Source organism: Amycolatopsis sp. (assembly GCF_035546795.1).
Taxonomy (GTDB): domain Bacteria; phylum Actinomycetota; class Actinomycetes; order Mycobacteriales; family Pseudonocardiaceae; genus Amycolatopsis_E.
In genome coordinates this window covers 37,888-54,984 of record NZ_DASZWC010000055.1, presented here as the reverse complement: position 1 = coordinate 54,984, position 17,097 = coordinate 37,888, and the positions used below count along the sequence as shown (strand labels likewise).

Sequence of the window (17,097 nt, the reverse complement as noted above, 5' to 3'; positions counted from 1 at the left end):
TGGCCAACTCTACGACCGCAGGGCGTGAAACCATCGTCGCGTGCCGCGCTACACAGCTGATCTCACCCTGGCAGGGCGTCTTGCCGACACCGCCGACGCGATCACCACCGCGCGGTTCCGCGCGCTCGACCTGGACGTCCGGAGCAAACCGGACCGAACCCCGGTCACCGACGCCGACACGGCGGTGGAGGACGCGATCCGCGAGACCCTCGCCGCGGAGCGCCCGGCCGACGCCGTGGCGGGTGAGGAGCGCGGCGGCGCGGACTGGGCGAGCGGGCGGGCCTGGGTCCTTGACCCGATCGACGGCACGAAGAACTTCTCGCGCGGCGGGCCGGTCTGGGCCACGCTCATCGCGCTGGTCGAGGACGGCACGCCGGTCGTCGGGATGGTCAGCGCCCCGTTGCTGGGCCGTCGCTGGTGGGCGAGCGCGGGCGAAGGCGCGTGGCTGCGCGACAGCACGGGTTCGCGGCGCATCTCGGTTTCGGGCGTGTCGGAGCTGTCGGACGCGTATGTGTCCACAACGGACCTGAACACGTGGACCGAGTACCACTCGCGCGAGGCGTACCTGAAGCTGACCGAGTCGTGCTGGGAGACCCGCGCGTTCGGCGACTTCTGGCACCACTGTCTGGTCGCGGAGGGCGCGATCGACCTGGCCGCGGAGCCGATCGTCAACCCGTGGGACGTCGCCCCGATGCAGGTGCTGCTCACCGAGGCCGGCGGCCGGTTCACCGATCTGGCCGGAGTGCCGGCCTTCGACACCGGCTCGGCGCTGTCGTCCAACGGGCTCCTGCACGACACGGCGCTGGCGATCCTGCGGAAAAACTGACGGCTCCGTGCAGAAGTTCTCACTGGTCCGCGAGCGCGGGACGGCCGATGATGGACGCATGATCACGCCCGACACCAAGGACTGGACGTGGGTGCTGCGGCAGCCCTGCGCCGAATGCGGCCTGGACACCACGAGCTTCGACCGCGAAGACGTGCCGAACCTGTTGCGCGACAACGCGAAGGCGTGGCGGGAGGTGCTGGCGCGGGACGACGTGCGCCGAAGGCCGGACGAGCAGACCTGGTCGCCGCTGGAGTACGGCTGCCACGTGCGTGACGTGTGCCGCCTGTTCCTCGTCCGCCTCGAACTGATGCTCACCAAGGACGATCCGTCGTTCGCGAACTGGAATCAGGACGAAACCGCGGAAAGCGAGCGTTACGCGGAGCAGGATCCGCAGCGCACGGCGGACGAACTCGAAGCAGCCGCGGAGAACCTCGCGGCCGCCTTCGCCGCGGTGTCAGGAGATCAGTGGCAGCGCACCGGAAACCGCAGCGACGGGGCGCGGTTCACCGTCGAATCCTTCGCGCGCTACTTCATCCACGACCCGATCCACCATCTGCACGACGTCACGCGGGCGTAGGCAGCAGGCCGACAGCGCCCCGCGCGACCTGCGACCAGGCCAGCCGCCCGAAGAGGTAGTGGCACGCGACCTGTTCGTTGGTGAACCGCGCCCAGTCGTACCGGTTGCCCTGCTCGCGCCAGAACACCTCCCACACCGGCGAGCCCTCTTCGGATTCGTCGACCCGCAGCAGGCACCAGGCGTTGTCGGCCTCCGCGCCGATCGACACCACCTCGTGCGGGACCCCGATAGCCGCCAGCCAGCGCAGGATCGACTCGACGTTCACTCGCCCTCCTCGAAGGTCACATCGGCCAGGTAGCCAAGGGTGACCAGTTCGTCGGCCGAGTAGACCGACCGGTATCTGATCCCGCCGCCCGGCTGGGCGAACCAGCCGGCCGAAACCGCCCGCCACATCGGCAGTTCGCGCAGCACCTCGTAGCGCCGGTAACCGGCGGCGAGCGCCGCGGGCGGCAAGGACCGCTTCGAGAACAGCGTGCCCTGCGGCGCGAAAACCCGGCCACCGGTGCTGCCGAACCTGTCGAGCTGCGTGCCCTCCGACAGCAGCGTCGGCTCGCCGGGCTCGCGGCCGCCCTCGGGGTACAGCTCCCCCGGCGGCCACGCGTACTCCGGCACCGAATCGCGCATCCCCACCAGAAACCGCCGGTCCCAGTCGCGCTCGTGCAGGCCACCGAGCGGATCGTGGTGCGCGACGAGATCCGCGGGCGCTTCCGCCGCGGGTGTCGGCAACCGGCCATAACCCTCGCGCACCTTCGCCAGCGCGTCCGCGGAGTCGATCAGCTCCGACTGCGGATGGTCGTGCGGCGGAAAGCGCAGGCCGGGCGCGTAGTCGAAATCCGGGGGCGGCGGCGGGAGCTGCCGGGCCGGACGGTCGGCGGCCACCGGGAGGTGCCCGAGCGGGAACATGTGCACCCGGAACAGGGCCACGATGGACTCCCGCTCCTGGCGGGGCGAGCCGAGCGGCGGCGCGTCCACGGGCGGCGGCGGGACATACGGCTGTTGCGGAGGTTGTTGCGGCGCATAGGGAATCGGCTGCGGCCGGTACGGCAGCCGCGCACCGGCCGGCGGGGCTCCGCCGGGCATCGGGCCGCCCGGTGCAGGCGGCGGAGCGATCGGCGCGGGCCCACCGAACTGCGGCGGCTGGACGGGGTAACCGGGCTGAGGCGGGGCGACCGGCTGGGGTGGGGCGACCGGTTGCGGCGGCAAGGGCGGGGGCGAGTACGACGCCCCGGTGAATCCGGAAGCGACCGTGCCGCTCTGCACATGCGGGGCGACCGGCGCGTGCGGCTGGGCGGCGGGGATTCCGGTGGCCGGTGTGGGCACGTCCTCGAAACCGCCCGAGTGCAGGAGACCACCGTACTGTGGCGCGGGCTGCGGGGGCGGGAGCTGGATCGGGCCCGTCCCGGCGTCGGCACCCGGCGGTACCGGCGCCGGGCCTATCGCGTCGATCGTGGCGGGATCGGACACCGGACGCGCGGCTTCGGGACCTGGCACGGGAAGTTCGGCCGGCCGTCCGTCCGCGCCCACCAGCACCGTCGGCGCCGACTCGCCGGGCACCGATTGGTCCACAGTGGACAGTAGGTGGCCGGGCAGCCCGGTGACCGTGCCGAGCAACCCGGCCTGCCCGTGTTCGCCGTGCGTACCGGGGTTCGGGTCGACCGGGAGTCCGCCGGGCGCGGCGCCCTCCGGGCCGACCGCGCCGACGAGCCCGGCGGTCAGCGAGGTCAGGTTCGTGGCCGTGCCCTGCAGGATCGTGTCCACCCCGAGCAGCGCGCCGGGATGCCCGGCCGAAGCCGCCGCCTGCGCCGCGTCCTGGTTCTTCGCCGCGTCGACGAGCTGCCGGACCATCTCCACCTTCGCCGCCCCGATCTGGTCTGCCGCGCGGTCCAGCCGATCCGCCGCCTCACCGGCCCCGCGCACCGCGTGGGTCAGCTCGCCGTGCTCGGGATGCACGAACCCCGCCCACATCCCGTCCGCCGCATCCGCTGCCGGCCCGGTCAGCGCGCCTACGGCCGCAGCGGCCGTACGATCCGCGTCACCGGCCAGCGCCTGCAGCTTTCCCTGCGCGTCGCGCCACGCGTCCGCCTGTGCGCGCAGCTTGTCCTCGTCGGCCTGTGGCCAGGACAAACCGGTGGCAGCCGCGACGTCGACCAGCTCCTTCGGCAGCTCGATACCCATGCGCTATTCCCCAGTCACCGCGTTGGTGATCGAATCCCCGGCCGCGGTGTCACCGGCCCGGTACTGCTTTGCCGCGTCGGCGAACGTGCCGCCCACTTCGCCGAGCCCACCCGCGAGACGGCGAACCCGCTCCGCCGTCTCGGCCGCCGGTTCGGCGTGCGCGGCGGCGAAACTCCGGCCGACCGGATCGTCGCCCCAGGCTTTTTCGGCGCCTTCGAGCGCGCGGCCGAGATCGGCCGCGATCTGCCCGGCTCGTTCGACGAGACCGTCGAACTCCTTCGCCCGCGCGGCAAGCCGCTCGACGTCGGCTTCGAACCCGCTCAACTCCGCACCCAGCTCTGGTTCTCGAAGCTGTCGTCTTCCACGGGCCGCTGCCGCGGCGCGATCTCGGTGGGTTCGAGATCGCCGGTGCCCAGCAGCAGCGCCTGCGGATCGGTGCCGGCAGGCAGCGCCGGGGCGAGTACCTGCCCGGCCGCGGTCAGTGCGCGCGCCGTCGCCTCCCCGGTGGCGCGCACGATCTGCTCGGACAGTTCCGCAGGCTGGTAGCGGCGGTATGCCCCGGGCGCGATGACCAGCCCGATGAGCGTGCCGCGCGGCCCGACGGTGACCGTGACCAGGCCCTCCGCGTCACTGGCGGAGGCTTTGATGGCGGCGAGCTCGCGCTGGACCGAGGCGAGATGTTCACGGCTGCGCCGGTAGTCGGCGAGCAGCTCGTCCACCTGTGCGCGGTGCTCGGGCAAGGCACCCCTCCTCGGTAGTCGGCGGTCGGCTTGGAGTCGGACGCAGCCCGCTCCGGCCTGGTTCCCCGGTTTTGCGAAAAGAGTGCCTCAAGCGCTGCGGATCCGCACGAGGGCCTGGCAGCCGTTCGACGATCCTCAGCCCGCCAAGGCCTTGACCACTCGGGACGGGCTCGGCCTGCCCAGCCGCTCGGCCATCCAGACGCTGGTGCGGACGAGCGCGTCCAGGTCGACCCCGTGCTCGATGCCCAGCCCCTCCAGCATCCACAGCAGGTCCTCGGTGGCCAGATTCCCGGTGGCCGATTCGGCGTACGGGCAGCCGCCGAGCCCGCCGGCGGACGAGTCCACTGTGGACACGCCGCAGCGGAAGGCGGTCAGCGTGTTGGACAGCGCCTGGCCGTAAGTGTCGTGGAAATGCACCGCCAGCCTGTCCGCGGGCACCCCGGCCTTGTCGAACTCCGCGAGCAGGCCCTCGACCTGGCCGGGCGTCGCCACTCCGATCGTGTCGCCGAGGGAGAGCTGCGTGCAACCGAGGTCCAGTAAGCGCTTACCGGCGCGCACGACCTGCTCGGCGGGCACCGGCCCCTCCCACGGGTCGCCGAAGCACATCGACAGGTACGCGCGCACGTTCAGCTCGCTCGCACCGGCCATGACCGCTTCGAACATCTCGAACTGCTGCTCCACCCCGGAGTTCAGGTTGCGCCGCGCGAACGTCTCGGTGGCGCTGCCGAAGATCGCGATGTCCGGGCACGACGCGTCCAGCGCCCGCTTGAGGCCGCGCTCGTTCGGCACCAGCACCGGGTACCGCACGCCTTCGCGCCTGTTCAGCCCGGCCAGCAGCTGCTCGGCGTCGGCCAGCTGCGGTACCCACTTCGGCGAGACGAAGCTGGTGGACTCGATCGTGGTCAGGCCGGCGTCGGCCAGTCTGTCGATGAACTCCAGCTTGACCTCGACCGGCACGATCGTGTCCTCGTTCTGCAGCCCGTCGCGGGGCCCGACCTCCCAGATCGTCACCCGCGCCGGCAGTCCCGAACCCGGGACCCGTTGCGGCAGGCCGATTTCCCTGGTGCCCATGTCAACGCCTGCCCCGCTGCTGCGGATGCCCGTCGGCCGGGCCGAAGTCGTCGTACGGGTTGTCGTTGACCTCGCGATAGATCACCGTGTGCACCCGCTCGACCGCGGGGATGTCGTCGAAGCGCAGCGGCTCGTCCGAGGCGGACTCGATGATCAGCGTGCCGCAGCCGAAGATCCGGTCGACGAGGCCGTGCTCGAACTGCACGCTGTTGATCCTGGTCATCGGGATGTCGATGCCGGTGCGCTTGATCACCCCTTCCCGCGCGATGAGCCGGTCGGTGGTGACGATGAAGTGCGTGGTGCGCCACCGGATCAGCGGGGCGAGGAACAGCCAGCAGACCAGCAGCACGCCGACGACCGCGATGGCGATGAGCGCCACATTGTCCCACGGCGTGGCCAGCCCGCCGGTCAGCGTGGACAGCCACACCCCGAGGCCCACGGTCACGATCAGCCAGAACACCGGCCAGATCAGCATCTTGAAGTGCGGATGGCTGTGCACAATGACCTGCTCGTTGGTACTGAGCAGGTCCTCGGGATAGGCCACTTCGAACACGCTCCGATTCTTGGTGTGCTGCTGCGCTCAACCTACCGTCCGCAAGTGCACCACGTCCCCCGCGAACACGGAATGGCGCCGGCCGTCCGGAGTGGCGACGACCAGCTGCCCGTCGTCGTCGACGTCGGCGGCGACGCCCGTCATCGAACTGTCGCCGGGCAGCAGCACTTTGACCTGTTTGCCCACGGTCTCGCACCGCACCCGGTACTCGTCGAGCAGCCCGGCGCGAGCCAGGTTGCCACCCGCGCGCCGCCACCGGGATTCCCGTTCGGCGAACGCGGACAGCAGCAGCGCCGCGATCTCGGTCCGGTCCGTGGTGTTCGCGCCGTTCTCTTCCAGCGACGTCGGCGCCAGGCCACCGGCGGCGGGCTGCACGTCCTGGCCGAGCGGCCGCACGTTCAGGCCGATGCCAAGCACCACGGCGAGTTCCTCGGCGGAAAGAGCCTCGGCGAGGATTCCGGCGCATTTGCCCCGGTCAGGCCCGGCGAGCACGTCGTTCGGCCATTTCAGCGCGGCGTCCACGCCGAGCGCGTCGGTCAGGTCGAGCACGGCGAGCCCGGCGACCAGTGACAGCGAACCCAGCTCGGCGAACCCGACGCCGCGTGGGCGCAGCAGCACGCTCAAGTAGATGCCGGTGCCGGGGGGCGAACTCCACACGCGGGCCCGGCGGCCGACCCCGGCGGTCTGTTCCCCGGCGATCAGCACGCTGCGGTCCGGGGCGTCCCGGACCGCGGCCTCCCGCAGGTCGGCGTTGGTGGAACCCGTGCTGGCCACCACGTCCACCGCCGCGTACGGGCCGACAAGCCTCGCCCGCAGCCGAGTGGCATCGATCTCGTTCATACCGGGAGGTTAATAACCTGCGAATGATCCACTCGTTGGATATGGGTGGACTCGCGCGAAGAATCTCCTAGTGTTGGGGCGGTGACCATCCGTAAATGGGGGCGTGCGGCCGCCGGCCGGGCGCTGATCGCGCTGATCATGGTGGGTGCGCTGGCGACGAGCGCGTGGCTGCTGGTGCGGTCCCCGTCGCAGGCCCCCTCCACTGTGGCCGCGGTACCCGTCGACCAGCAACCGGCCGGGAACGCCGCGAGCGCGGCCGGGCCGTCGGTGCTCGAAGTGAGCGCGCCGGTGCAGGCGCAGGCGCCGCAGGAGCAGGGCAAGAACGATCTGGAGCAGTGGGCCGCCGGGCTGAGCGGCGCGCTGGACATCCCGGAGCGGGCGCTGATCGGTTACGCCAACGGAGAGCTGACGTTGCGGAAGGAACAGCCGGACTGCCATCTGTCGTGGGTGACGCTGGCCGGGATCGGCAAGGCGAGTTCGAACCACGGACGCTACAACGGCGATTCGCTCAACGCCGACGGCGTCGCGGCGAAGCCGCTGGGCGCGGTGCCCTTGCAGGGCGCGGCCGGGGAAGCCGCGAGCGAGCAGCGCAGCGGTCCGATGCAGCTGACCCAGGCGGAGTGGAAGAAGGCCAAGGGCACCGGCAATCCGCAGGACATCGACGACGCGTCGATCGCCGCCGGGCGCGTGCTGTGCGCGGGCGGGACCGATCTCGAGGCCGGGCAGAGCTGGTGGAACGCGATCGACAGCTACCGCAACTCGGACCTGTTCCGGCAGCAGGTACTCGGCAACGCCCAGTTGTACGCGGCGCTTTCGCTGGCCCCGGAAGCGGCTTCTTCGCCGTCCACCCGCGCGGTGCGGTTCGCGCTCGACCAGCTCGGCCTGCCGTACGTGTGGGGCGGCAACGGCCCCGACTCGGGCGCGGCGGGCTTCGACTGCTCGGGCCTGACCAAGGCGGCTTACGACAGCGCCGGGGTTTCGCTGCCCCGCACGGCGGATTCCCAGTTCCGCACCGAGCCGCCCGTGCCGTCCGGCGCAGCGCCGAAGATGGGTGACCTGGTGTTCTACGGCAGTCCGGCCACCCGGATCCACCACGTCGGGCTGTACCTCGGGAACGGGCTGATGATCAACGCCCCGACGACCGGGATGGCCGTGCAGATCGCGACGTACCACATCGCCGGGGACGATTACGCCGGCGCGGGGCGGCCGGCCAACTGACCGTCATTGCATCCGAGCCCGAGGTTCGGATGGTGCGACGGGTTGATCTGGAGGGTGCCGCGCAGCTGGTGCTGGCGTCCGGGGTGCGGCATCTCAACGAATCCACGGCGGTCTTCGAGGCGATGCTGGAGAGCTGGGAACGCCAGCAGCGGAGCCGGTTCCTGCGGGCGGAGACGATCGCGCCGCGCGTTCGGCTGTTGCGCCGGTTCGCCGAGTTCACGGGCCTGTAGCCGTGGCAGTGAGGTCCGGGCGAGCTGGCGGCGTTCACGACTGAACTGGTGTCGGGGCCGCGGCCGTCGGCGCACTCGACGGCGCGCGGCTAGCAGCTATGCCGCCGGGTCCCGGCCCAGCGCGACCGCCAGCTCGGCGAGGTAATGCGCGACGGGCCGCAGCGTCAGCAGCCCGCTACCGGCACCGGCCAATTCCCCCGCCGCCGGAAGCAGTTCATCATAAAGACGCTCCATTGTGGACACATCACCGCGCTCGATGGCGTGCATCGCCTGCAGGCAGGTCCGGGCCTCATAGAGCAGATCGCGCGGCGAGTCCGGGATCGACTCACCTGGGCGGCACCAGTCGGTGTACACGCCGAAGTCCGCGTCCAGATCCGGCGGCAATCCGCGTCGAACCTGGTCGCAGTACAAGGCGAACGCCAGGATCCCATTGTCCAAACCGGACATCCCGCTGCCGGAGAGACGAGCGGCCGCCGCCCGGTACGCCGCTTCGGCCGGCTGCCCGGCCACCGCGGTCCGCAACGCCCGGTACCACTGCGTGAAAACCCCGGCGAGCGGGATCCGGTAGTCCTCGCCGAGCCTGTCCACAGCCGTGGCATGCCGGTCCGCCTCGGTGAACTCGGCGAGCGCGGAGTGCGCCTGAAGCAGGATCAGATGGCCGAGAACTTCGAAGCCCACCAACGAATTCCGCTGCGCCAGCTCGACGAGTTCGGCACCGATTCGCGCGCGTTCGGGCGCGAGGCCGGCGCGTTCGAAGGACTGCATGAACCGCGCGTTGAGGGCGAACGCGAGCGCGGCCGGGTCGTTCAGCCCACGTGCGATGGTCTCCGCTTCGCGCGCCGCGGCCCGCGCCCGCTCACCGCCGGTGTTACGCAGCTCCAACGCCAACGTGGCCAGCAACCGCGCGCGGGTCGCGCCGGTTGTCTCCGGTAGCACGCGCTCGGCGAGCGCCACGATTCGCGCGGCGAGGGCGGGGGCGTCGTTTTCGGTCCAGATCGCCGGCACGTCGAAAGCGCTGAGCACACGGGCGGTCAGCGCGGAATCGCCCAGTTGCCCGGCCAAGGTCAGCGCCTCCGCGCGATGCTGCCGCGCTTCGCTCAGAGCGCCGGTCACGGCCAGCGCGCGAACCGAACCCATGATCAGTTCGAGTCGTTCCCGTACGTCACCGGAGTGATCGTGGGCGAGGGCAGCCGCCCACCATCGCGCGGCTTCGTGCATCGCGAACTGGCGCTCGGCCTGCTCGGCGGCGGCGCGCGCATAACCTGCGGCGCGCGGGCTCTCGGCGAGCGCGAAGTGATGCGCCAGCGTTTCGACGTCGTCCGGCCGCAACCGTTCGATGGCCTGCCCGACCGCTTCGTGCCGGCGGGCACGGCGCGAGCGGGACAGGTCCTGATACAACGTGTCGCGCACCAGCGCGTGCGCGAACTGGAACCGTCGCGGCCCGCGCTCGACGAGCAAACCCTTGCGTACAGCCATTTCCACTGCGTCCAGCGCATCGCCGGGCAGCAGTTCGAGGTCGAACTCCGTGCCGATCACCGCCGCCTGCCGCAGCAACTCCGGCACCGGCTCGGGCAGTTCCGCGACCCGGTACCGGACGACGTCGCGCACCCCGGCGGGCACCGACGAGAGCTCGCCCCCGGCGTCCAGCAGCCGGGCGAGCTCCCTGATGTAGAACGGGTTTCCGCCGCTGCGTTGATGAATCGCCGCCGCGGTCGCGGCATCCACCTGCTGCCCGGTCGTCGCGCGCACCAGGTCGGCGACGGCCGTCTGCGGCAGGCCGCTGAGGTAGATCCGAGTGGGCTCGGCGCGGGCGACGCGGCCCAGCAGCGCGGCCAGCTGCGGCGAGATGTCCGTGGTCCGGTAGGTCCCGACGATCAGCACCGCGCGCTCGCTGACGACAGATGCCAGTAACGCCAACGTTTCCTCGCCCGCCCAGTGCAGATCGTCCAGCACGACGAGCAGCGGGGCGTGCACGGCGAGCCACTCGGCCACCGCCCGATGCCAGCGGAACCGGGCCGCAGCGGGGTCCTCCCCCGGCTCGGGCACGGGCGCGGGACCCGGCAGGCTGTCAAGTATCCGCGTCCACGGCCAGGCGGCAGGCAGCCCTTCATGGTCCGGATTGTCGCCCCACACCGTTGTCCAGCCTTGGGTTTGGAGCTGTTCCGCGAACGCCGTCGCGAGCGCCGTCTTGCCCGCGCCCGCCTCGCCCGCGATCAGCACCAGCCCCGGCCGCGGTCGCGCGGCGACTTGGGCCAGCTGTCCCAACTCTTCGGACCGGGCGACCAAGCTGTGCTTGGGCGCCTCGACCGCGTTCAGCCTCGGGGCCTGTTCGAGGATGTCCGACTCCAGTTCCCGCAGCTCAGAGCCGGGGTCGACGCCAAGCTCGGCGACCAAGACCTGCCGGGCACGACGCAGCGTCTCCAGCGCGTCGCCCTGGCGGCCGGCCCGATACCGCGCCAGCGCCAGCAGACGCCAGGCGTCCTCGCGCCACGGATGCACGTCGACGTGCGCTTCGAGATCGGGCACCGCCTCGGCCGCGCGGCCCAGCTCCAGCAGCGCCTGCGCGCGACGTTCCACGGCAAGCAGGCCTAGCTCGTCCAGCCGCGAGATCTCCGCGCGCGCCCAGTGCTGGTCCGCGAACTCGGCGTAGGCCGGGCCACGCCAGCGAGCCAGTGCATCGTCCACTTGCGACAGTGCGGCGGCGGCCCTGCTCCGCGCCAGCAAGCGCCCGGCCTCTGTCACCGCTTCTTCGAACCGCCAGGCGTCGACATCCTCGGCGCGCAGGGCATAGCCGGGAGCTTCCGTCACCAGCAGCCGGGCGGGCGCGCGCGGCGGACGATCAGGCTCGAGCACGCGGCGCAGCGCGCCGACGAACGTCTGGATGGCGCCGACCGCTCCGTCCGGCGGCCGCTGCCACAGGTCGTCGACCAGGGTGTGCACCGGAACGACCCGGGCACGGGCGATCAGTAGCCGCGCCAGCACCGCCCGATGCCGGGGCCCCTGGAGGTCGACGAGCCCCCGCTCGTCCTCGGCCACCAGCGGGCCAAGCACCCCGAACCGCACAGCTTCCTCCCTGCCGCGAACTGTACTCAGCGAACGCTGATCCGTTGCTGATCGCGGTCCCCCAGACTGGCGAACATGCAGCTCAACGGATTCGACTACCAGCGGGTTCCGGTCGCCGACGGCGTCCACCTCAACGTCGCCGCCGCCGGTTCCGGCGAACCGATCGTGCTCCTGCACGGCTTCCCGCAGACCCACCTGATGTGGCGGCACGTCGCCGCCGATCTCGCCACCGACCACACCGTGCTGTGCCCGGACCTGCGCGGGTACGGCGACAGCGACAAGCCCGCCGACACCGGGCAGACCTACGCCAAACGCACGATGGCCGCCGATGTGGTGGCCCTCGCCCGCGCGTTCGGCTTCGAGCGGTTCGCGCTCGCCGGGCACGACCGCGGCGCGCTGGTCGCGATCCGCGCCGGACTGGACCACCCCGACGCGATCACCCACCTCGCGTCGCTCGACGTGCTGCCGACACTGGACATGTGGGACGTGCTGCACGGGGCGAGCGCCGCCGTGGCCTTCCACCTGTATTTGATGGCGCAACCACCAGGGCTGGCCGAGCGGATGATCTCGGCGGTACCGGACGAGTTCTTCGGCTACTTCCTCGACGCGTGGACCCAGCACTCCGATGCGATCCCTGCCGACGTGCGGGCCGAGTACCTGCGCGCGTCCCGCGAAGCGGTGACCTCCATCGTGGCCGACTACCGGGCCACCGCGACGATCGACATCGAGCACGACACCGCCGACCGCGAGGCCGGCAACCGGCTGCGGATGCCGGTGGCGGTGTTGCAGCAGGACTGGGGCGCCGCGCTCGGCTACGACGCGACCACGCTCTGGCGCGCCTGGGCCGAAAACCTCGAGCACGCAACGGTTTCCTGCGGGCACTTCATGGCGGAGGAAGGCCCGGCGGAGGTGCTCAAGGCGCTCCGCGACCTGCTCGCGCGTTGATGCCGGTTTGACAAACGGACTTGCCGATCCTGCAATGGTGTCGTGGAAGAACTGGACACCGTGCTGGACGCGGTCGGCCCCCGGCTGCGCGCACTGCGCAAAAAGAACAACATCACGCTCGCGGATCTGTCCAAGGCGACCGGCATCTCGGTGAGCACGCTTTCGCGGCTGGAGTCCGGCAGCCGCAAGCCGACCCTGGAACTGTTGCTGCCGCTGGCAAAGGTGCACCAGGTGCAGCTCGACGAGCTGGTCGGCGCGCCGCCCACCGGGGATCCGCGGGTGTATCCGCGGCCGATCCACCGGGACGGGATGACGTTCATCCCGCTCACCCGGCGGCCGGGCGGGGTGCAGGCGTTCAAGCACATCCTGCCCGGTGGCCGCCAGCAGCCGGACCCGCGCACGCACGAGGGTTACGAGTGGTTGTACGTGCTCAACGGCACGCTCCGGGTGGTGCTCGGCGACCAGGACTTCGAGCTGCGGCCCGGCGAAGTCGCGGAGTTCGACACCCATCTGCCGCACTGGTTCGGCAGCGCGAACGCCCGCCCGGTGGAGTTCCTCAGCCTCTTCGGCCCCCAGGGCGAACGCATCCACATCAAGGCGCGCTCCCGCTCCTGAACACCCGCCGTTCACCCGCGGCTGCCACAGTCGGGGCATGCTCCTGACTGGTGAAGCCCTGACCGCCCGCGCATCGCAGGCGCTCGCCGTGCCGCTGCAGGCAGAGGTCGGCGTCCGACTGCTCGACGAAAGCGACCCTCCGGCCGGCGTGTGGTTCACGGTCGACGGGCTCGCCTACAACGGTTTCGGCGGAGTACACGCGGCCGCCTTGCAGACCGCGCTGGAAGTGGCCGCGTACCTGGCGTTGCTGCCGCAACTGACGGTGGACGAGCACGCGATCACGCACGCCCTGTCCACCCAGCTCATCGCGGGCGCGCCCGTCGGCGAGCGCGTCGAGGCGCGCGGCACGCTGGACCGGCGCGGCAAGCGGACCGCTTTCCTGTCGGTGGTCGCCAGCTGTGACGGGCGCACCGTCGCGCGCGGGCAGCTGACCAAGTCGGTGGTCCCGTTCGGCTAGTCGTCGATGGCCTGGTAGACGCCTGTCCAGAAGTCGCGGAAATGCGGGGAGAACTGCGGGAAACCCGCGCGCTGCGAGAACATCAGCGCGACGAGGTCCTCGCTCGGGTCGGTCAGCCAGGACGTGCCGAGCCCGCCGTCCCAGCCGAATGTGCCGGGCACCGCGGCGATGTCCGTGCGCGCGGTGACCACGGACATGCCGAAGCCCCACCCACGCGAGTCGAAGTAGCCAGGGAAGAACCCGGACGCCGCTTTCTGCGCCGCGGTCAGCTGGTCCGTGGTCATCAGCTCCACCGTGGGCCGGGCGAGGATCCGCTCCCCGCCGTGCTTTCCCTTGTGCAGCAACATCGAGCCGAACGCGAGATAGTCGTCCACGGTGGACACCAGCCCGCCCCCGCCGGACTGGAATTCCGGCACCTCGGCCCACTGCCCGTCCGGCTCGTCGTACACGACGCCGTCCATCCAGTAGCTGGTCGCGAACCGTGACGCCTTGTACGGCGGGACGCCGAAATGCGTGTCGCGCATGCCGAGCGGTTCGAACAGCCGCTCCCGCAGGAAACCCTGCAGCGACTGGCCGGTCGCCCGGCTGATCAGCACCCCGAGCAGGTCGGCGCCGGTGTGATAGAGCCACCGCTCACCCGGCTGGTACATCAGTGGCAGCTCCCCCAGCCGCCGCAGCCACTCGTCGGGTCCGGGCACATTCGCCGGCGCGGGCGGGCCGACGGCGACCTGTGCCTCCTCCGCCGCGCGCAGGATCGGCGGCACTTCCCCAGCGGCGGTGAGCTGGCCGAACCCGAGCCGGAACGTGAGCAGATCCCGCAGCGTGATCGCCCGCCGGGCGGGCACGGTGTCGTCGAGCGGCGCGTCGATGCTGGTCAGCACCCGTCGGTCGGCGAGTTCGGGCAGCAGGTCGTCCACCGGGTCGTCGAGGCGCAGCCGGCATTCCTCGACCAGGATCATGGCGCCGACCGCGGTGACCGGTTTCGTCATCGAGCTGATCCGGAAAATGGTCTCCCGCTGCATCGAAACGCCGTCGACGGCCTGTTTGCCCAGCACGTCCACATGCGTTTCCCCGTGCCGGGCGACGAGCGTGACGAGCCCGGGCAGCTCACCCCGTTCGACGTGCCCGGCGAGTACGTCGTGCATCCGGTCCAGCCGGGTTTTGGCCAAGCCGCTGTGCATCGCCGGTCACTCCGCGAAATCGGGAGTCGCCGAGCGGACGGCCCTGGCCCTGCCCTTCGGTTCCTCCCATTCCTCCTGCCTGCCCAGCGCGGTCAGGTCCAGAAAGTAGTAGGAACCGCCTGTCATCTCGCCGCCGCGCGCGTACACGGAGTTGGTGTGGAACACGTCGTCGCCCACGCGCAGGAAACAGCTGCAACCAGGGCGTTCCAGCGGCTGGTCACCCTCGACGTAACCACCCGTGCCCGCGGCCCGGTGCTCCTCCGCGGTGCGGAAGTTGTATTCCACCGGCGCGACCGACTCGTCCAGCGTGACGTGGAAGTCGTAGTTGAAGTCGCTGCCGTAGGAGGAGTAGAAGGCGAAATTCCAGTCCCGGCTCGCCCGGTACGCCTCGATCTTCGGGTACGGCGCACGGCCGACGACGGCCAGCGACGTGTCCCGGGCCGCGAGATGCGCGAGGAGCCCGGGCGAGATCTCGTCACTGGCCGCCGTGCAGCTCGGGCAGCCCGCGTCCCAGTCCGGCGCGAACATGAAGTGCTGCACGATCAGCTGACTGCGGCCGTCGAACAGGTCGGTCAGCCGGACCTTGCCTTCGGGGCCTTCGAAAACGTAGTCCTTGGTCACCGCGACCATCGGGAGCTGCCGCCGCGCGGTGTTGAGCTTGTCGCGCGCACGCGTCAGCTCCTTCTCGCGGCCCAGCAGCTCCTTCCGGGCGACCAGCCATTCTTCCCGGGAAACGACCTGCGGCAGGCTCATTCCGTGCTCCTTCTTCGACGGGGTCCTGCCAAGGCCGACCCGGCGGGAGCACGAAACTCATCGGTCGCACGGGAAGTTTTTCGGCGACTACGCTTCGGGAAGGCGGGCGAGGGCGAGCAGTTCGTCGACCGGCCACTGGTCGTTGGCGTGCTCGCCGTACTTCGCGGCGAGCACGCGACCGTCCGGCGCGATCAGGAAATCGGCGGGCAGCCCGAGCCTGCCGCCGGTCGGTTTCCCGGCGGGGAAAGGATCCCGGCGCAGCAGGCCGGTGAAGATCCCGCGCACGATCCCGCCCCAGGCCCGCGGGTCGAGCAACGCCCGTGGCGCGGACTCCACCCCGAACTCGACGTAGTTCCGCTTGTCCGGATCGGGGATCACCGCGAACGGAAGTTCGGCCACGTGGTGGCGGAGTTCGTCGGCCGGGGCGTGGAAGAACACCACCTCGCGCACCCCGGCGGCGGCGATCTCGTCGTGCCGCCGGGCCACCGAGCGCAGGTGGAGATTGCAGATCGGGCAGCCGGCGAACCGCCGGAACTGCAGGTGGACGAGCCGGCCGGGGTCGGGAAGCGACACCGGCTCACCGGTGACGGAGATCAGTTCCCTGGTTCTGACAACACTTCCTGGCACAAGCGTGGCGGTCATCGAAGCCCCCTTCGTAGGCGTACAGCGCACGCCTACGAAGTTATGCGCGTATGTTGTACGCTGTCAACCGCCATGCCGCGCCCCCGCTCTCTCACGCACAGTCAGATCGCCGTCGCCGCACTGGCCGTACTGGATCGCGACGGCCTCGACGGTCTCTCGATGCGTGCCGTGGCAAAGGAACTGGGCGTCGGCACGATGTCGCTGTACCGCTATGTCACCGATCGCGGGCAGCTCGAAGGCCTGATCGTCGACGTCGTGTTGCGCTCGGTGCCGCTCGATCTCCCCGCGAAAGCGTCCCCGCACCGACGGCTCGTGCTACTCGCCGAACGAGTCCGCGAAGCCGTCGGCGCGCATTCCGCCGTGGTTTCCCTGCTGCTCACGCACCGGCATTTGTCCACCGGTTCCCGGCAATGGGGCGAGGTCGTCCTCAGGGTTCTCGCCGACGCCGGTTTCACCGGGGAAAAGCGGGTGATCGCATTCCGTGCGTATTTGAGTTACCTCATGGGCGCGATGCGGACCGGATATTTCAGTCCGCTTTCCGGCACCGGCACGGATGTGCTCACCGAACTGCCCGAGGACGAGTACCCGGTACTGGCGGAAACGGCCCGACACGCCCGTGGAATCACGGCGAGCGAGGAATTCCGGCAAGGTCTGGACCTGCTGCTGGCCGGGTTCGGGCTGACCCCGTAGCGGCCCCGCACAAATGGGACTCGACCAGGGAATCCGTTGGTGCGGCCAGGCGAGCCTTCGGTCGGCGGCGCACCGGAAACTCTGTCCATGAAACTGAGAATCCTCGCCCGCGTGCTGACCCCGATCGCGGCGATCGGCCTGGTGCTCGCCACGGCCGGCGCCGCCGAAGCCACGATCAAATATCCTGTCAAGACCGTGACGAACGGTTTCTGCATCGCGAAACTGCAGATCGACACCGACCACAGCGGCGGGCACGACTACGCCAAGGGCCTGTTCAGCGTCGACTCCGGCATTTTCGGCGATCGGCACTGCTACGGCTGGCTGGAAACCAACGAGGGCAGCGGCTACAAACGAGTGTCCTATGTGTACAAGACCGACGCCGCCGACAAGAGCGACGCCACCGGTTGGCACTACGACGGCAGCGGTTACCGTTCACGCGTGTGCGTGTACTACACGTATCCGGTGATCCGGGTGAACGATCCCGGCGTGAGCGAAACGGTCTGCAGCGGTTCCTACTGACC

At 70.6% G+C, this 17,097-nt stretch carries 20 protein-coding genes; 9 read left to right on the top strand and 11 right to left on the bottom strand.

Annotation, left to right across the window (positions count from 1 at the left end; genetic code table 11):
* The first annotated feature begins 40 nt into the window (after positions 1-40).
* Complete coding sequence (hisN, locus tag VHD82_RS28430; RefSeq protein ID WP_325710694.1) at positions 41-826, top strand: histidinol-phosphatase; 786 nt, start codon at positions 41-43, stop codon at positions 824-826.
* Between the two features lie 58 nt (positions 827-884).
* The gene (locus VHD82_RS28425; protein WP_325710691.1) at positions 885-1,403 is read left to right on the top strand and encodes a DinB family protein; all 519 of its coding nucleotides are present in this window, start codon (positions 885-887) and stop codon (positions 1,401-1,403) included.
* Here the strand turns inward: VHD82_RS28425 and VHD82_RS28420 are convergent.
* From VHD82_RS28420 to VHD82_RS28390, 7 genes are all read right to left on the bottom strand, one after another.
* On the bottom strand, positions 1,390-1,668 hold the full coding sequence (locus VHD82_RS28420) for a hypothetical protein (protein ID WP_325710688.1): 279 nt from the start codon (positions 1,666-1,668) through the stop codon (positions 1,390-1,392). The two genes, VHD82_RS28425 and VHD82_RS28420, sit on opposite strands and share 14 nt — an antisense overlap.
* A complete protein-coding gene (locus tag VHD82_RS28415; RefSeq protein ID WP_325710685.1) occupies positions 1,665-3,578 on the bottom strand; it encodes a TNT domain-containing protein in 1,914 nt (637 codons plus the stop codon). The genes VHD82_RS28420 and VHD82_RS28415 overlap by 4 nt, the downstream gene beginning before the upstream one ends.
* Before the next feature lie 3 nt (positions 3,579-3,581).
* Positions 3,582-3,902 (bottom strand): hypothetical protein, encoded by a 321-nt coding sequence (locus tag VHD82_RS28410; protein WP_325710682.1) that lies wholly within the window; start codon positions 3,900-3,902, stop codon positions 3,582-3,584.
* Entirely contained in the window at positions 3,899-4,318 is a 420-nt protein-coding gene (locus tag VHD82_RS28405) for a YbaB/EbfC family nucleoid-associated protein (RefSeq protein ID WP_325710678.1), read from the bottom strand. Before VHD82_RS28405 ends, VHD82_RS28410 begins: the two co-directional genes overlap by 4 nt.
* Before the next feature lie 135 nt (positions 4,319-4,453).
* The gene (locus VHD82_RS28400) at positions 4,454-5,389 is read right to left on the bottom strand and encodes a hydroxymethylglutaryl-CoA lyase (protein ID WP_325710675.1); all 936 of its coding nucleotides are present in this window, start codon (positions 5,387-5,389) and stop codon (positions 4,454-4,456) included.
* A 1-nt stretch (position 5,390) separates the two neighbouring features.
* On the bottom strand, positions 5,391-5,933 hold the full coding sequence (locus VHD82_RS28395) for a PH domain-containing protein (protein ID WP_325710868.1): 543 nt from the start codon (positions 5,931-5,933) through the stop codon (positions 5,391-5,393).
* Positions 5,934-5,969: 36 nt separating this feature from the next.
* Positions 5,970-6,782 carry a biotin--[acetyl-CoA-carboxylase] ligase gene (locus VHD82_RS28390; RefSeq protein ID WP_325710673.1) on the bottom strand — a complete coding sequence of 271 codons (813 nt, stop codon included), beginning with the start codon at positions 6,780-6,782 and terminating at the stop codon, positions 5,970-5,972.
* A gap of 81 nt (positions 6,783-6,863) precedes the next feature.
* Between VHD82_RS28390 and VHD82_RS28385 the strand changes: the two genes are divergently transcribed.
* Together VHD82_RS28385 and VHD82_RS28380 are read left to right on the top strand one after the other, a co-directional pair.
* Positions 6,864-8,000, top strand: coding sequence for a C40 family peptidase (locus VHD82_RS28385; protein ID WP_325710671.1), 1,137 nt, complete (start codon positions 6,864-6,866; stop codon positions 7,998-8,000).
* Between the two features lie 29 nt (positions 8,001-8,029).
* A complete protein-coding gene (locus VHD82_RS28380; protein ID WP_325710669.1) occupies positions 8,030-8,230 on the top strand; it encodes a hypothetical protein in 201 nt (66 codons plus the stop codon).
* 96 nt (positions 8,231-8,326) lie between these two features.
* Here VHD82_RS28380 and VHD82_RS28375 read toward each other — a convergent pair whose 3' ends face one another.
* Positions 8,327-11,293, bottom strand: coding sequence for a BTAD domain-containing putative transcriptional regulator (locus VHD82_RS28375; RefSeq protein ID WP_325710666.1), 2,967 nt, complete (start codon positions 11,291-11,293; stop codon positions 8,327-8,329).
* A gap of 75 nt (positions 11,294-11,368) precedes the next feature.
* On the opposite strand from VHD82_RS28375, the gene VHD82_RS28370 reads away from it, so the two are divergent.
* From VHD82_RS28370 to VHD82_RS28360, 3 genes are read left to right on the top strand one after another with little or no spacing between them, the layout of a single operon-like run.
* Positions 11,369-12,238 (top strand): alpha/beta hydrolase, encoded by an 870-nt coding sequence (locus VHD82_RS28370; protein WP_325710663.1) that lies wholly within the window; start codon positions 11,369-11,371, stop codon positions 12,236-12,238.
* 42 nt (positions 12,239-12,280) lie between these two features.
* Positions 12,281-12,853, top strand: coding sequence for an XRE family transcriptional regulator (locus VHD82_RS28365; protein ID WP_325710659.1), 573 nt, complete (start codon positions 12,281-12,283; stop codon positions 12,851-12,853).
* A 37-nt stretch (positions 12,854-12,890) separates the two neighbouring features.
* Positions 12,891-13,310, top strand: a complete 420-nt coding sequence (locus VHD82_RS28360; RefSeq protein WP_325710656.1) for a PaaI family thioesterase — start codon at positions 12,891-12,893, stop codon at positions 13,308-13,310.
* Here the strand turns inward: VHD82_RS28360 and VHD82_RS28355 are convergent.
* From VHD82_RS28355 to VHD82_RS28345, 3 genes are all read right to left on the bottom strand, one after another.
* Positions 13,307-14,491 carry a serine hydrolase domain-containing protein gene (locus tag VHD82_RS28355; protein ID WP_325710653.1) on the bottom strand — a complete coding sequence of 395 codons (1,185 nt, stop codon included), beginning with the start codon at positions 14,489-14,491 and terminating at the stop codon, positions 13,307-13,309. The two genes, VHD82_RS28360 and VHD82_RS28355, sit on opposite strands and share 4 nt — an antisense overlap.
* Positions 14,492-14,497: 6 nt before the next feature.
* The gene (locus tag VHD82_RS28350; RefSeq protein ID WP_325710650.1) at positions 14,498-15,244 is read right to left on the bottom strand and encodes a DUF899 domain-containing protein; all 747 of its coding nucleotides are present in this window, start codon (positions 15,242-15,244) and stop codon (positions 14,498-14,500) included.
* A gap of 87 nt (positions 15,245-15,331) precedes the next feature.
* Positions 15,332-15,886, bottom strand: coding sequence for a peroxiredoxin-like family protein (locus VHD82_RS28345; protein WP_325710647.1), 555 nt, complete (start codon positions 15,884-15,886; stop codon positions 15,332-15,334).
* Positions 15,887-15,958: 72 nt separating this feature from the next.
* On the opposite strand from VHD82_RS28345, the gene VHD82_RS28340 reads away from it, so the two are divergent.
* Together VHD82_RS28340 and VHD82_RS28335 are read left to right on the top strand one after the other, a co-directional pair.
* Positions 15,959-16,576 (top strand): TetR/AcrR family transcriptional regulator, encoded by a 618-nt coding sequence (locus tag VHD82_RS28340; protein ID WP_325710644.1) that lies wholly within the window; start codon positions 15,959-15,961, stop codon positions 16,574-16,576.
* An 87-nt stretch (positions 16,577-16,663) separates the two neighbouring features.
* Positions 16,664-17,095 (top strand): hypothetical protein, encoded by a 432-nt coding sequence (locus VHD82_RS28335; protein WP_325710641.1) that lies wholly within the window; start codon positions 16,664-16,666, stop codon positions 17,093-17,095.
* Positions 17,096-17,097: the final 2 nt, after the last annotated feature.

Bases quoted from the DNA above. Each gene is read 5' to 3' on its own strand.
- VHD82_RS28400 (WP_325710675.1), bottom strand. From the start codon at position 5,389: ATGGGCACCAGGGAAATCGGCCTGCCGCAACGGGTCCCGGGTTCGGGA.
- VHD82_RS28415 (WP_325710685.1), bottom strand. From the start codon at position 3,578: ATGGGTATCGAGCTGCCGAAGGAGCTGGTCGACGTCGCGGCTGCCACC.
- VHD82_RS28345 (WP_325710647.1), bottom strand. From the start codon at position 15,886: ATGACCGCCACGCTTGTGCCAGGAAGTGTTGTCAGAACCAGGGAACTG.
- VHD82_RS28390 (WP_325710673.1), bottom strand. From the start codon at position 6,782: ATGAACGAGATCGATGCCACTCGGCTGCGGGCGAGGCTTGTCGGCCCG.
- VHD82_RS28355 (WP_325710653.1), bottom strand. From the start codon at position 14,491: ATGCACAGCGGCTTGGCCAAAACCCGGCTGGACCGGATGCACGACGTA.
- VHD82_RS28370 (WP_325710663.1), top strand. From the start codon at position 11,369: ATGCAGCTCAACGGATTCGACTACCAGCGGGTTCCGGTCGCCGACGGC.
- VHD82_RS28360 (WP_325710656.1), top strand. From the start codon at position 12,891: ATGCTCCTGACTGGTGAAGCCCTGACCGCCCGCGCATCGCAGGCGCTC.
- VHD82_RS28380 (WP_325710669.1), top strand. From the start codon at position 8,030: ATGGTGCGACGGGTTGATCTGGAGGGTGCCGCGCAGCTGGTGCTGGCG.
- VHD82_RS28340 (WP_325710644.1), top strand. From the start codon at position 15,959: ATGCCGCGCCCCCGCTCTCTCACGCACAGTCAGATCGCCGTCGCCGCA.
- VHD82_RS28350 (WP_325710650.1), bottom strand. From the start codon at position 15,244: ATGAGCCTGCCGCAGGTCGTTTCCCGGGAAGAATGGCTGGTCGCCCGG.
- VHD82_RS28425 (WP_325710691.1), top strand. From the start codon at position 885: ATGATCACGCCCGACACCAAGGACTGGACGTGGGTGCTGCGGCAGCCC.
- VHD82_RS28335 (WP_325710641.1), top strand. From the start codon at position 16,664: ATGAAACTGAGAATCCTCGCCCGCGTGCTGACCCCGATCGCGGCGATC.